This is a genomic window from Arenibacter sp. S6351L, from assembly GCF_023016025.1.
Taxonomy (GTDB): Bacteria; Bacteroidota; Bacteroidia; order Flavobacteriales; family Flavobacteriaceae; genus Arenibacter; species Arenibacter algicola_B.
Genome location: NZ_JALKBB010000002.1, coordinates 1 through 13,426 on the forward strand (window position 1 = coordinate 1; position 13,426 = coordinate 13,426).

The window sequence follows — 13,426 nt, forward strand, 5'->3', positions numbered from 1 at the left end:
CAAAGACCGTTTCGGGGAAGAATTCTTCCCCGAAACGACCAATATTAAAGAAAAATTGTTGAATTTAGAGATGTCCTAAAAAGGGTAAGGCTACAGTTACCCAACGTTTTTATTTCATTCGGATAATTATTTATCAGATTCTCAAATTCCGCTTGAGTTAGTTTAAAATTATATAATTCTCCTCGATTTGATTTAATAGTTAGTAATTTCTGTTCGTTAGATTTCTTTTCATAGAATTCCGTTATTCTACTAAATCGGATTGTGACTTTTCTTTTGTCCGCAACGAAACTTATATCTTTATCATTTATATTCAGTTCCGTTTGTACATACTTTTCCAATGTCATTATTTTATATCCAATAAAACTGATTAAAATTGAAACCAAAAATGTCAGATAAAAATTCTTTGACAATACCTCAAAGAAGTACAACACTTTAATTTCAAGTGGCAAAAGAGTTCCAGAATATATCACAAGTCCAGTTAAGATTAATGTCAGTAATCCAATTCCGAATAAAACCAGACCGAGTGAATTAATCCATTTAATTCTATTTCCTATTTCTAGTGATATTTTTTTCAAATGTTGGGTAACAATGGAATATAGCAACTAGTGTTTATATTCTTCTTATAGGTCCAATTTAGTAAATCTTTTTAGATAGCCTGGTTATTAATTTAATGGCTTATGTCTCAACTGATCCCTACCCTATTTTCTGGGGCCTACTATAGTTCGTTTGCTTAAATTTATGGAACTAAAGAAAAACAATTCTTTGGGAAGTTGGTTGCGGGAAACCGTAGTTTGGGATTTTTCTAGTTTCTATTTTTTATAATCGCACAATTGGTCCGAAATGCATGGCACATTAAACTAAGGTATCAACCAAGACAATGAAGAAAGAATATCGAGCTGTAGGCCAACAAGGCAATGCAGCTATCGGCCATTGCCTACAACATCAAAAAATACCTGAAATTCTCGGGAAAACGTACAAAAAGTGGAGCGGAAAGCATAGTTCTGCACAATTGTATGGAAAATGTACTCCATAAGTCTATTTGCTTCCTTTTTGGCACTATAAAAATGAGTGGCAACACTTTCGTTTAAAAAACAAAACGGCCCTAAAAGGCCGCTTATAACATCGATATTTTATAAATTATAGGGTTGTGCAACAGTTACCATTGTTAGCATTTGTTATTTTTCTTTTCTCATATCAATAACAAGGATTGATTTTATTCCTTCAATTCTATTTCTAAACTCACTTTCATACCAATCAGGTATTTCTTTGCTTTCTAAAAGTGTTGATATATGATTTGGTGTCTTTAGAAATCCTAAATTCTCACTTCGAATATTTGAATTTACATCCTGCTCATTGTATGTCGGGAAGTATGATTCAAGATAATTCTTAAATCCTTCAACTCCGTTCTGTCCTTTAAAAGTCAAAGGACAACAGAATAAACATTCTATCGGATTTGATATGGACAGCACATCTGAATCACTTACTTTCTTTCGCCCTTTTTGAATGAAATCTGTTCTCACCTTATTTGCTTCACTCCAATAAACACCATATCCCTTTCCGTTTCTGTTACATAAGGTCTGGGAATCTGAATTCGTATAAAAAGCATAAAAAGCTGCCATACCTTTGGTTCGAGCATTTTTGATTAACTTGTCAACTTGCAGTGTCCCTTGGGTTGTATGGGCTAACCCTGAATAATTGTCCTTATTAAGCCTTATTTTCTTCGCCTGAACTCTTGTAGCGAAAGACTGAGAGTTTGAAAAAACAAACCACCATTCCCAATCAGCTCCAGTTACTCGCCCTTCAACGTATCTTGTGAACTGCCTGTACTTGATATGAGGTAGCTTTTCAGAAATGTTAAATAGAAACCAATCTGTTATTGATTCTTCGCCAACTTCCGGTTGCTTACTTATCCAATTTTTAACGTAAGCTGTGCATTCACTAAATACTTCGCAAGGTTTTGTCATTGGTCTATATCCCTTTCATTATTTCGTGAATACCTAAGTAAATATTTCCAGTTTGAGCAGCATATCTCCTTTTTCTGACTAACAGTTGAATTAAGTCAATTCTACCTTCTAATACAGCCATTAAATCACTACCATCCATAAGTATCATCAATCGCCTTCCTGTTGAATGAGCTTGAATCGCATCAGGTGAAAATCCATTAATTGAAATGAACAATCCAAGCGTGTTTTCCAATCTTCTGCTTAATTTCCCACTAAAAGCATCCAATGAACTTATATCTACGGGGTCTTTATACCATTTTGCTTCCAGTAAAAAATCATTATTCTCGAACGTAAACATTCCGTCTATTTGTTCTCCTGTAATTCTAAAGGATGCTTTTGAGTCAAGGTCAAAAAGGTTAAACAAATCTTTTAATAATTTTTCAAGTTGGAATCCACGTTTTTGCGCATCATTTGAGCTCACAAGAGCATAAAAGTCAGTCTTAATTTCTTCTAATTTTTCACGAACCGCGGATTGTTCAAGCTGTTTCTTGAAAACTTTATTTCTTCTTTCTTCGACCTCTTCTTGCTCTTTTTGTTGTTCTAAATGCCCTTTCGATAACTTTCTTAAAGCAGAAACAGATTCTTTCGCTGCTTTTTCTTTCTCGGCTCCATCATCAAGCTGTTTGAGATGAGAAAAGTCATTCATATTACACAGTTCATAAACAAGCTTCAATAGGTCATTTTGGGTCTTTTCTTCGTTTTTAACGAGCAGGTCAACAAGTCTTGAGCAAATATTTCTTTTATAATCATTCCAGTCTAAATATGATAAGATTTGTTTATTGGTGATGGTGTGATCTAGAAAACTTCGAAGGTCAGATTTATACCAGTAAACTGTTGAAAGTGCTTTTTTCAAGGCGTTAATTGCTGCTGCTGAAATTATCTTCATTCGTTATTTTTAATAAATGCTAACGTATGGGTATAGTACTAAGTTACTATATATCTCTTATAGGTCCTATGTAATAAATAAATTTTGTTGCTTTATTGTAGCTGGATTTGTAATATAATTATTTTACAAAGTCTAGAGGGAATGACTATGTTGGTCTCGGTTTTGTGCTACCCTTGCTATGGGGATTACTATTTCATTTCTTACCAATTTAGTGATTTTTGCTTTGTGCCGGGGGAATTTTTTTGTTTTCCTAATTATTATGGCCTTAGATCTAGATTTTAAGTTTAGAAATGTATATTCTTTATAAAGATGCCATTAATTTAAATTAACACTGTTATAGATGTAGTTTACAGAGCAGGTGAAATCTAATCCGATTTTGTGCTATATTGTAATGATTAATATTCTAAGTCAAAATTAAATGATACTAGGAAGCTTTTTTTTAAGAATGACAAATAACGGCAATCTTCTTGGCGAATTTTGTAATAATACTTTGTCTACTAGTTCCACCGAAAGTGCCGATAGAATCTCAAATCTCTCTGAAAGGACTTTTGTAGGAACCTATAATTCCACCTGGTTTAACAATGGAGCAGAAGCATATATATTGGATATACAATCATTGCCAGAACCGGCAACAGTTTTTATTTTAGAATGGACCAATAGAATTACCAATAATATTTTTAGAGGAGAAGGATTTTTAATAGGAGAAATGTTAATTGGATCATATTGGGATATAGAGTTGCAAAATGAATTAGGGGGACCATTAAGATAATTCTAAGCCTACTCCACATGTAATCATGCAAAGAGGATCGGGAAAGGTCGGGTGTTATGACGGAAGAGCCCATATTAGGACACCTCCAAACACGGGTGCATCAATCAACAATAAAAGGTTCTATGGTAGCTACGTCCAGCCCGCTATAGACGGCAAATTCCTCCACCGTTACAAACTGGTGCGGTTCCTTGCCCAAGGTGGCTCGGATCTGAGCCAGAATTTTTCTACTATAGCTACCACTGCGCCCGGTAATGCGCTGTATGTCTTTGGGATAGATACAGGTTCTCTTCATAATTTTCGTTTAGCAACCTTGCGGCCTTGCCCATACTGCATGGCAAAACCGCTTGTGGCATTTCGAAAATCAGATCACCCTTCCACAAATATAAGTAAATATTTTCTTACTTTTTTTCCATAAAATGATATAAACGCTACAAACGCCATAAACAGCACAAATGCCATAAAATGGCCTATGCGCCGTGGACGCTCCTGTCCTTTTTTATTACTCGGCCCTCCCGTTTTTCTTTACGCCCTAATCTTTAAATTTTTATTATTATGGCAAAACAAAGAGGAATTTTAAGGCTTAAGGGAACCCTGGACGGGATTACCTTTTACAAGTCAAAAGACGGCTACATGGTCCGTACAAAAGGGAGCATTGATCGCTCCAGGATCGCAAGCGACCCGGCCTTTCAACGTACCCGGGAAAACAATGCCGAATTTGGGAATGCTGGCAAGGCCGGTAAGCTTATCCGTACCGCTTTTAGAACTGCGCTTCTTAGCGCAGCGGATAAAAGATTGGCCAGTAGGCTTACCAAAGAAATGCTCCGTGTAGTACGGACAGATACGGTAAACCCACGGGGCCAACGGATGGCTTCTGCAGGCGACCTGCTCCTAATTAAGCAGTTCGATTTTAACATCAATGCAAAATTGGGTACTACCTTCTTCGCCCCCTATGTCCCCGTAGTGGACAGGGCAACGGGAAGCCTTAGCGTTAGCATTGCCCCGTTTACACCGTTGGACATGGTGGTGGCCCCTTCTGGGACCACGCATTTCCAACTATTGTCCGGTGGGGCAGAGATCGATTTCGACAACGGGTTGCATGTAAGTGCCATGAGCAATTCGGAAATTCTGCCCTATTCCAGTGCGGATACGGAATTGTTGGAATTGGACAGTTCCGTAACGGCCGCCTCGGCGCTGCCCCTATTGTTGGTGTTCGGAATAGCGTTTTTCCAAGAGGTGAACGGGCAAATGTACGCCCTTAAAAATGGCGTACACAATGCCCTTAATCTGGTGGAGATAATCCCTGCTCCTTAATGGACCTGGAACTTCAAAGAAAATACTTCCCCGAAGGAACAAACGGTAGTGTGCTCTACCATCAAAGGTGGCTCTGCCACACTATCGAACTGCCATGGGTGGCAAACAAGGCCCATGTCTCCTGTATTCCGGAGGGGAGGTATTTGATAAAAGAACGTAGGAGCCAACGCTTTGGAAGGCATCTTGTCCTATGTAAAGTGCCCCAGCGCAACCTGATCCTTATTCATGCGGCCAACAACGCCAGAAAGGAATTAAGGGGTTGTATCGCTCCAGTGGTCCAATTAACGGGCCCCGGAACAGGGCTTCGATCCCGACCGGCCTTAAAACGCCTGGAACATGTAGTCTTCAGCGCTCTGGATAAAGGAGAAGCTGTTTATCTCACAATTAAATCATTTGTATCATCTTAAATATTTCATTATGAACATTCTAAAAAGGGCACAACAGCCCACCTCCAAATTTTTTAAAACCTTACGGAATATAGGGCTGGCGCTTGCTGCTGTAAGCGGCGCGATCCTAACGGCACCAATAAGCCTCCCGGCCGCTGTAATTTCGGCCGCCGGCTATCTTGCCGTGGCAGGGAGCGTCCTTTCTGCGGTAAGCCAGATCACCACCGAAAAAGAAGTGGAGACCACCCCATAAAAACGGTAGCTATGGAAACAAATTTTAGCTACAAATGCGGGATTATTGGCGGCATGCTCCTAAGCATTCTTCCCAATATTACGATGGCCGACCTCTATAAAACGGGGGTATTGGCGGCCGTTGGGGCAACCATAAGTTACTTGGTTTCCTATCTTCTTAACAAGGTTTTTAAAAAATAGGCATTATTGTAACAGTGCCTGTGTAAGCCCCCTCTCCGGGGGCTTTTTTGTATCCATATAGGTACAATCTTCTCTATCCCCCCACTACCATTTACCTCTTTATTAAGAATCTCGATATTAATGACTTGAACAGGGCAACGGCAGTCACTTCGTCAGAGTCCCTTTTCGGGACGACGAGAAGTCGCACTTGCCGGGAGCTAGATGTGCGATTTAGCTCATGTCATACTTATTTCACGGGTATTCGTGAACCTTCGGTTTAGCTTCGCCGAATCTTCGATTTCTCATATGCATTTAAAATGACGACCTGGGAACCTTTAACTTATAACTGAAACCTTTAACTTTCTCTCTACCCGTATCGTATTTGTTAGGTACTTCATAATCAAATTTTCAAAATAATGTCATTCTATCCGTTAGAGAATAAAATTTTTTTGGTCTCGACCCCACAGATACCATATAAACAACTGATTTTAATTAGTATATACATCGAACTCACTCTCATTTAGTGCCCAGGCAGAATGTGTTATGCTCAATAAGGGGCCATTTAAAGTGGAAGTCTCCAAAACCAAAATGGAAAGTACCGTTTTCCTTTGGCTTTCATATTAACGGCAAACACCTATAGAACGGACGAAGAGGGGAGTCAACATAAAAGCTGCCAGTAGCACATGCCATAGGCTACCGACAGCTTTTGGGGTGATATGATCTTAAACGGCAAAATGCCAAAAATTCACGAGAATTTCTCCCCACTACCCCCCAAGATGGGGTCATTTTTTAACACTTTAATCGTTAAAACGCTCCATATAGGCATAAAGGCCCATACTCAGCTCGTCCAAAAATTTGGTCTTGCTCTTCTGTCGTTCCTTAATTTCGGAAAAAGTTTGGTAAACATTGCCCAGGTCATACTGGAAGACGTCTTGCAACGTTTCCGCAATTTCTTTAATATCGGTCTGCCCCAAGTTGATGGCCTTACTGGCGTAGAGGGCATAAATTAACTCTGTTAGCGCTGCTTTGGAGGCCGTCCAACGTAAAGTATGTCTAGGCCTATCATTGCCCAAAAGGTGATCAGTGGCATCAATGGTTCCATATCTGTTCTGCAAATAGGTCCTAAAACATTGCTTTGCCCGGATACGGGCATAAAGACGGTCATGGGAGGTATTAAAATTGGGGTCTACAAAGCTTGTAATGGGTTCCGATACCAAAAGCAGATGGTGCTCCCTGGTAAAATAAAGGTGGTCCAAATGCTCCCGCTCCTGGTCTATATACTGCACAAAATCAAAGTGTTCCCTAAAAAACTTATGGATCCTTTTTAATTCCTTATCGATCGCCTTTTTTTTCTCTTCTGCAGTAGTGTACGTAAACCGCATTTCAAAATCCCTAATTTTGGCAAAGTAGATAAGGCAACTCATTGGATAGGCCTTAATATGCTTAAAAAATCGTATTTCCTCCCTAGGCGTAGCAAATATATAAGAGGATACCTGTTCTTTAAAATTGTTCAATAGCGTGTTGCAATGACCTATTGCGATCTTGCTGCGGAGCAAACGGTCCGTTTGGGTAGTATCTATTTCCTTGAGTCTTAGTTTAAAATCAGTAAGTTGTCTTTCAAAATTTTCCATGGCCTATCGCTCTGGGTCAATAGATAGTTTGGGAATTAAATGTTCTTTGGTTTAGGGGAAATTTAAATATAAGATATTTCCTACAAAAAGTACATCACTTGCCGCCAGAACCGATGAAATGCATGCTCTTGGCCAAACAAAAGGTATTGAACTGTGGTCTCAATAGGGCCTACCTCCACAATTATGGATCAATTCCCATACTTGTGTTAAGTTAACCGTAAAGTGACTTCTCGACTAGTAAGTCCAAATAACCTGTATAGCTACTTTAGGACGGGTCACCTCCCCTCCTTGGAGGGGATTGAGGGGTGGGTAATCCATAGTTACTTCATAGATGGTCCATAGATACTCCATAGATAGTACGTATATGAAAATTGGTTAGGTCCACCCCTTTTTAGTGCGCTATAATAGCTCCGTTTCAAGGCACCTTTTACCTTTCATGGACGGCAAAATACGATCCAGGATCCATTGCGGAAAACGAAGCCGAAACTCGGTGTCTTTATAAAACTTTTTTTCCATAAGAATTTTGCATAAACACAACAATTGTTCCTGGTCCCTAGATGTGGTGTAAATGCTACTGTGCCATTTATGTCGCCAAGGCACAAAAATGTTGCATAGCCGTAGCTACGCAACTGTTTTTTTTCAAAGGTCAGGTGAAAAAGAACAAGACTCTGGATTGCTCAAGTAGGGTTGCCAGTAAACTAGTGTCCAGCTAAGTTAATGAGAGGCACGAGCGAGACGCTCGCGCCAACGGGGAGAAATATAAGCATCAAGATATTTAATTTCGCCAACAACGCCCTAATGGCCTCTGAAAAGGCAAGAGGAGAGCGGTCTTATAACATTCCCTTCGATATCTCCGGTCTGGCCTCTGGGGTATATGCCGTATTGCTCGAGACCCCGTATGGCAATTCCCTAAGAAAGGTAATCCTTAAATAATCTTCGAAATTGGAATTATATAATCAATACTTTTTCCAATCCCAAAGGTTTCAGCGAAAAAGAGACCTAAGCATCAAAAAAGACATCAAATCCCCCAAAAAAAAACCTATCTTAGTGCAGTAAGGCAAGGTACCGCCCAATTCCCCCAAAAACATCTTAAAATAAATTGTTACACCATAAAACCAGCATTATGGAACTAGGAGCATTTTCGATTAGTTTGGCCGTAAAGGATTTAAACATATCCAAAGAATTTTATGAAAAATTGGGGTTTACTGTGTTTGCCGGAGACCTAAAAATGAATTATCTGATCATGAAAAATGGAAATGCCTTGGTAGGTTTGTTCCAAGGAATGTTCCCAAAGAACATCCTTACCTTTAATCCGGGATGGGACGAGAATGCCGCTGCGTTATCCTCTTTTACCGATGTTAGAAAAATTCAAGCCCACCTAAAAAATAAAAAACTAAAATTGGACCAAGAAGCAGACGACAAATCTACCGGACCGGCAAGTATTATGCTCACCGATCCCGATGGTAACCAGATTTTGATAGATCAACATGTTTAATCTGAAAATTGGGCCGTTGGAAATGTTCCTTAATTCAATCCTAACGAATACCCAACAGAAGAAAAAGTATTTTATTTTAATTCTTTTCCTATATGCCTTTAGTGGGTGTACAGATGAAAAAGTCGCTTTTAACGGTCAAAAAGATTATAGCCAACACATCACGGAACTCCAGGCCAAATATATTTTTGCGGAAACCAAAGAATTCCCCAATAACACCCAGTTGGCCATTGCCATTTTACACAATGGAACTACCAACTTTTATGGAATAAAACGTGAGAACGACACTATTTTCACTATTGACAACCATGGCAGTGTTTTTGAAATTGGCTCTATCTCCAAAGTATTTACTGCTACGCTTTTGGCGGATATGGTAGTGAACCAACAACTCGGCCTGGATGACAATATCAACGATTATTTGGAATGGCCGCTTAAAGGCGATGTTAAAATCACCTTTAAGCAGTTGTCCAACCATACCTCAGGACTACCAAGGCTACCCACCAACCTGCCCCTAGATTCTGTAGACCTACAGAACCCTTATAAAGACTATGATGAACAAAAATTAAAACAATATGTAACCCAGCATCTGCAACTCAATCAAAATCCTGGGGAAAAATCCGAATATTCCAACCTAGGGGTAGGATTGTTGGGTTTTATGTTGAGTAAAATAGATAGCACATCCTATGAAAACCTACTCCAATCCAAAATTTGCACAAAATACAAACTGGTCCGCACTACGACGGATAGAGACCAAATAAGGTCCCAATTAATCAAGGGTCTTGATGAAAATGGAAATGAAACTCCAAACTGGGATTTGAATGTTTTGGTGGGCGCTGGCGGAATACTATCATCGGTAGCCGATCTATCAAAATTTGCACAAGCACAATTCAATGATTCCGATCAAATATTATCATTGACAAGAAAAGTTTCTTTTAGTCTGGAGCCCAATAAAGCCGAGATGGGCCTGGGATGGGCCATTCAAAAAGACATAGGTAAAAAATTGATTATGCATAGCGGTGGTACTGGAGGCTACAGATCCAATATTGTGCTTAATATGGCGAAGCAAAATGGGGTAATTATTCTTTCCAATCTATCCGCCTTTCACAAAAACAATATGAACATAGACAACCTTGGTATTCGCTTATTGAAGACCCTTGACAAATCCAATTCAATTGTCCAACAATAGGACATATAGTAATTCATCCAGACCTCTGGTAAAATAGCATTTTCGCTGCTTGATAGTTTTGTATATTTTTAAGTCCCCGTCCTAAAAAAAATTGAAAACCTGCTAATTAAATTTTATAAGTCAACCGCAAAAATTATGAAGCATTTTTTTATCCCAATACTCTTATATCTGTCCGTCTACAGTACAGGCTATGCACAAAAAGAAAAGTTGAACATCATTGTTTTTATAGCCGATGATGTTAGCTGGGACGACATTGGTTGTTACGGGAATACACAGGTCAAAACTCCCAATATTGATAAACTTGCAAAAGAGGGGTTAAAATTTGATAATTTCTATTTAACGGCAAGCTAATGTAGTCCCAGCAGAAATTCCATAATTACAGGGAGATACCCCCATAATACTGGAGCAGCCGAATTACATACCTCCCCTCCTTTGGACATGGTTTCCTTTCCGGAATTATTAAGGAACAATAACTATTATTCCGTGCTGGCCGGTAAGTTCCATATGGGCCCCTATGCCAAACGTGGATTCGATGTGATGTACGAGGGCCATAAAGACAACGGTGATGGGGGCGAGGAAAGTTGGGTTAGCTCCCTAAAGAAAAGACCTAAAAACAAACCCTTTTTTATGTGGTTCGCATCCTATGATGCCCACCGGGAATGGGGTCCCAATAAATTTTCGGGAACACACCAACCCAGCCAATTAAAACCCCCTTTCTATTTATCCAATGGAGACGAAACCAAAGCGGACCTTGCCAAATACTATGACGAAATAAAAAGATTCGATTACTATATTGGAGAAGTGGTCCAAGAACTGAAGGCACAAAAAGAGTTGGACAATACCTTAATAATAATTATGTCCGATAACGGACGGCCTTTTCCCCATAGCAAGACAAGGGTGAATGATCGAGGCATGAAAACTCCATTTGTCATGCATTGGCCCAACGGAATAAAAAATAAAGATGTTAGCAGCAAAAGCCTAATAAGTGCCGTGGATATTGCCCCCACACTGTTAACTTTGGCGGGCATCGAAATTCCCGACGAATTTCAGGGCCATAGTTTCGCCCCACTTTTAACAGACCCGGACCTGGATTTTCGTAACTATCTGTTCGCGGAGCACAATTGGCACGATTATGAAGCACACGAACGTATGGTCAGGAACAAGAATTATATGTATATCTTAAATTCGAGGCCCATGCAACCACAAAACGGGCCGGCAGATGCCGTTGGCAGTCCTTCCTTTATGGAATTGGAAATTTTAAAGGATCAAGGGAAACTTTCTGCCATACAGGCCGATGTGTTTATGGTGCCAAGGCCCTATGAAGAACTTTACGATTATAATCGGGATCCCCTACAATTACTAAATGTAGCCTCCTTGCCCGAGTACGCCGAAACCCTGAAAAGTATGAGAGAAATATTAAACCGATGGATGAATGAAACTGGCGATAATATCCCGGAAAACCTTACCAAGGATTGGTATCTAAAAGAGGCCGGATTAATAAAAACGGAATTTCACAATATAAGGGGAGAAATGCCAGGTGAAAGTTTAAACGCCACAAAAAATAACGCCAAAGGTGCATTTTAGACTAGCTCCCTTAGCAGCGTGCTACTCCCCAAAAAAAATGGAAAATAAATACTTAAATGTCCTATTGATGATTCCACCTATAAGTGCCAAAGAATATATAATAGCCTTCCCCATGCCCCAGAAGTTCCATATATTTAAAAAATAAAATTCCATTTAAAAATGAGCAACAAGCAATTGACCATCACGGCCAGTATTTTGGCAAAAACCGAAAAGCGAGAATTTGTAAAGCAAGCCCTATTAAAACTTATACCTCCCACCCTAAAGGAGGAAGGCTGCCTAAATTACGATCTACACCAGGACAATGAAAACCCAGATCGTTTTTTCTTTTATGAAAATTGGGTCAGTTATGATCATTGGCAACAACACAACAACAGTGCACATATAGCAGCTCACAGAAAGGCCACCGAAGGGGCCGTAGTAGAGGTCGTTATAGGTCAATTATCTCCTGTTAGTTGAATCTTTTGCATTTAAAAATGTAGTATCTTTCAAAGACCACGGTAAGCCTAATTACTGTGGTCTCCTAATAACTATATAACCATGAAAAAATACATTACACTTTCCCTTTGTTTCATTTTATTGACGCTGACGAGTGCTTTGGCCCAGAAAGAACCGATAAAATTGGGAGTGGTCGGACTTACCCATGGCCATGTAGGGTGGATTTTAAATAGGGAAGCCAATGATGATATTATAATGGTGGGTATCGTGGAGACCGATCGGAATCTGACGCAGCGCCTTTCGGAGAAGCATGGCTTTCCCATGGATATGGTGTTTAATACCATAGAGAAGATGATTGCAGCCGTTAAGCCAGAGGCCGTGGCAGGTTTCGGGAACATTTACGACCACCTTGCCATTGTGGAAACCTGCGCGCCCAAAGGCATCCATGTCATGGTAGAAAAACCCTTGGCCGTTAGTTTGGAACATGCCAAGAAGATGGAGGCCTTGGCCAAAAAACATAAGATTCATTTACTTACCAACTATGAGACCTCTTGGTATCCTACCAATGTTAAGGCCTATGAACTGCTACATAATGGCACTATAGGAGCTCTAAGAAAGGTAATCGTGAGGGACGGACATAAAGGACCGAAAAAAATAGGGGTAAGTGCCGAATTTTTAAATTTCCTAACCGATCCCAAGCTCAATGGAGGTGGTGCCATCATGGACTTTGGCTGCTACGGTGCCAATCTCATGACATGGATCCAACAGGGCAAAAAACCCAATTCCGTTACCGCGGTAACCCAACAATTACAGCCCGAAAACAACCCGAAAGTAGACGATGATGCCACCATAATACTTACCTATGACACTGCCATGGCCATTCTGGAACCCTCATGGAACTGGCCCATTGGCCGTAAGGATATGGAAATCTATGGGGAAAAGGGTGCTATATATGCCGATAATAAACATGACCTGCGGCTACGTATTTCGGAAGGATACAGTGGTTATGATGAGGAAATTTTTAAACTGGGGGAAAGGGATGCCCCTTATGACGAACCCTTTGCCCTGTTGGCTTCCGTAATTAGAGGTGAAACTATCCTGGAAAGGTACGACCCCTATTCTCTGGAAAACAACATGATTAGCATGGAAATACTGGACGCCGCCGTAAAGAGTTCAAAAACAGGACGTACCGTACAACTAAAAAATTAATTGCCCTGCAAAAAGCGTATCGGTAAATAAAATTCTTTGTATCTTATTGTGTATTAGGTTCATATACTCCACACTCTCTTCCCGTTTAGCATAAATATCCTTTATGCACCCGTAATTATGTTG

The 13,426-nt window shown here is 39.9% G+C and carries 15 protein-coding genes and 1 pseudogene; 11 read left to right on the forward strand and 5 right to left on the reverse strand.

All coding sequences use genetic code 11. The features are described from left to right. Positions 1 to 44 precede the first annotated feature (44 nt). From MWU82_RS01900 to MWU82_RS01910, 3 genes are all read right to left on the reverse strand, one after another. Entirely contained in the window at positions 45 to 575 is a 531-nt protein-coding gene (locus MWU82_RS01900) for a hypothetical protein (RefSeq protein ID WP_247095031.1), read from the reverse strand. A 600-nt stretch (positions 576 to 1,175) separates the two neighbouring features. Next, positions 1,176 to 1,964 (reverse strand): DUF6615 family protein, encoded by a 789-nt coding sequence (locus MWU82_RS01905; RefSeq protein ID WP_247095032.1) that lies wholly within the window; start codon positions 1,962 to 1,964, stop codon positions 1,176 to 1,178. 4 nt (positions 1,965 to 1,968) lie between these two features. Next, positions 1,969 to 2,889, reverse strand: a complete 921-nt coding sequence (locus MWU82_RS01910) for a restriction endonuclease (protein WP_247095033.1) — start codon at positions 2,887 to 2,889, stop codon at positions 1,969 to 1,971. A gap of 418 nt (positions 2,890 to 3,307) precedes the next feature. Between MWU82_RS01910 and MWU82_RS01915 the strand changes: the two genes are divergently transcribed. Further along, entirely contained in the window at positions 3,308 to 3,658 is a 351-nt protein-coding gene (locus MWU82_RS01915) for a hypothetical protein (protein WP_247095034.1), read from the forward strand. A 100-nt stretch (positions 3,659 to 3,758) separates the two neighbouring features. Here the strand turns inward: MWU82_RS01915 and MWU82_RS01920 are convergent, their stop codons facing one another. After that, positions 3,759 to 3,950 carry a hypothetical protein gene (locus MWU82_RS01920; RefSeq protein ID WP_247095035.1) on the reverse strand — a complete coding sequence of 64 codons (192 nt, stop codon included), beginning with the start codon at positions 3,948 to 3,950 and terminating at the stop codon, positions 3,759 to 3,761. Between the two features lie 260 nt (positions 3,951 to 4,210). Between MWU82_RS01920 and MWU82_RS01925 the strand changes: the two genes are divergently transcribed. Genes MWU82_RS01925 through MWU82_RS01940 form a run of 4 tightly spaced genes read left to right on the forward strand, consistent with a single transcriptional unit; the run spans position 4,211 to position 5,787 of the window. Next, the gene (locus MWU82_RS01925; protein WP_247095036.1) at positions 4,211 to 4,969 is read left to right on the forward strand and encodes a hypothetical protein; all 759 of its coding nucleotides are present in this window, start codon (positions 4,211 to 4,213) and stop codon (positions 4,967 to 4,969) included. Next, a complete protein-coding gene (locus tag MWU82_RS01930) occupies positions 4,969 to 5,376 on the forward strand; it encodes a DUF5675 family protein (protein ID WP_247095037.1) in 408 nt (135 codons plus the stop codon). Before MWU82_RS01925 ends, MWU82_RS01930 begins: the two co-directional genes overlap by 1 nt. A gap of 10 nt (positions 5,377 to 5,386) precedes the next feature. Then, the gene (locus MWU82_RS01935; protein WP_247095038.1) at positions 5,387 to 5,608 is read left to right on the forward strand and encodes a hypothetical protein; all 222 of its coding nucleotides are present in this window, start codon (positions 5,387 to 5,389) and stop codon (positions 5,606 to 5,608) included. Positions 5,609 to 5,619: 11 nt separating this feature from the next. After that, a complete protein-coding gene (locus MWU82_RS01940) occupies positions 5,620 to 5,787 on the forward strand; it encodes a hypothetical protein (protein ID WP_247095039.1) in 168 nt (55 codons plus the stop codon). A gap of 776 nt (positions 5,788 to 6,563) precedes the next feature. Here MWU82_RS01940 and MWU82_RS01945 read toward each other — a convergent pair. Continuing rightward, positions 6,564 to 7,397 (reverse strand): RteC domain-containing protein, encoded by an 834-nt coding sequence (locus tag MWU82_RS01945; protein ID WP_247095040.1) that lies wholly within the window; start codon positions 7,395 to 7,397, stop codon positions 6,564 to 6,566. A gap of 717 nt (positions 7,398 to 8,114) precedes the next feature. Between MWU82_RS01945 and MWU82_RS01950 the strand changes: the two genes are divergently transcribed. From MWU82_RS01950 to MWU82_RS01975, 6 genes and pseudogenes are all read left to right on the forward strand, one after another. Continuing rightward, entirely contained in the window at positions 8,115 to 8,330 is a 216-nt protein-coding gene (locus tag MWU82_RS01950) for a T9SS type A sorting domain-containing protein (RefSeq protein ID WP_247095041.1), read from the forward strand. Positions 8,331 to 8,520: 190 nt separating this feature from the next. Beyond that, positions 8,521 to 8,892, forward strand: a complete 372-nt coding sequence (locus tag MWU82_RS01955) for a VOC family protein (RefSeq protein ID WP_247095042.1) — start codon at positions 8,521 to 8,523, stop codon at positions 8,890 to 8,892. A 22-nt stretch (positions 8,893 to 8,914) separates the two neighbouring features. Further along, on the forward strand, positions 8,915 to 10,075 hold the full coding sequence (locus MWU82_RS01960) for a serine hydrolase domain-containing protein (protein ID WP_247095043.1): 1,161 nt from the start codon (positions 8,915 to 8,917) through the stop codon (positions 10,073 to 10,075). Positions 10,076 to 10,210: 135 nt separating this feature from the next. Further along, positions 10,211 to 11,659 (forward strand): annotated as a pseudogene (locus MWU82_RS01965) (sulfatase). A gap of 159 nt (positions 11,660 to 11,818) precedes the next feature. Next, positions 11,819 to 12,115: a putative quinol monooxygenase gene (locus MWU82_RS01970; RefSeq protein WP_247095044.1), complete on the forward strand. Its 297-nt coding sequence runs from the start codon at positions 11,819 to 11,821 to the stop codon at positions 12,113 to 12,115. A gap of 81 nt (positions 12,116 to 12,196) precedes the next feature. Continuing rightward, a complete protein-coding gene (locus MWU82_RS01975) occupies positions 12,197 to 13,303 on the forward strand; it encodes a Gfo/Idh/MocA family oxidoreductase (protein ID WP_247095045.1) in 1,107 nt (368 codons plus the stop codon). The last annotated feature ends 123 nt before the right edge of the window (positions 13,304 to 13,426 follow it).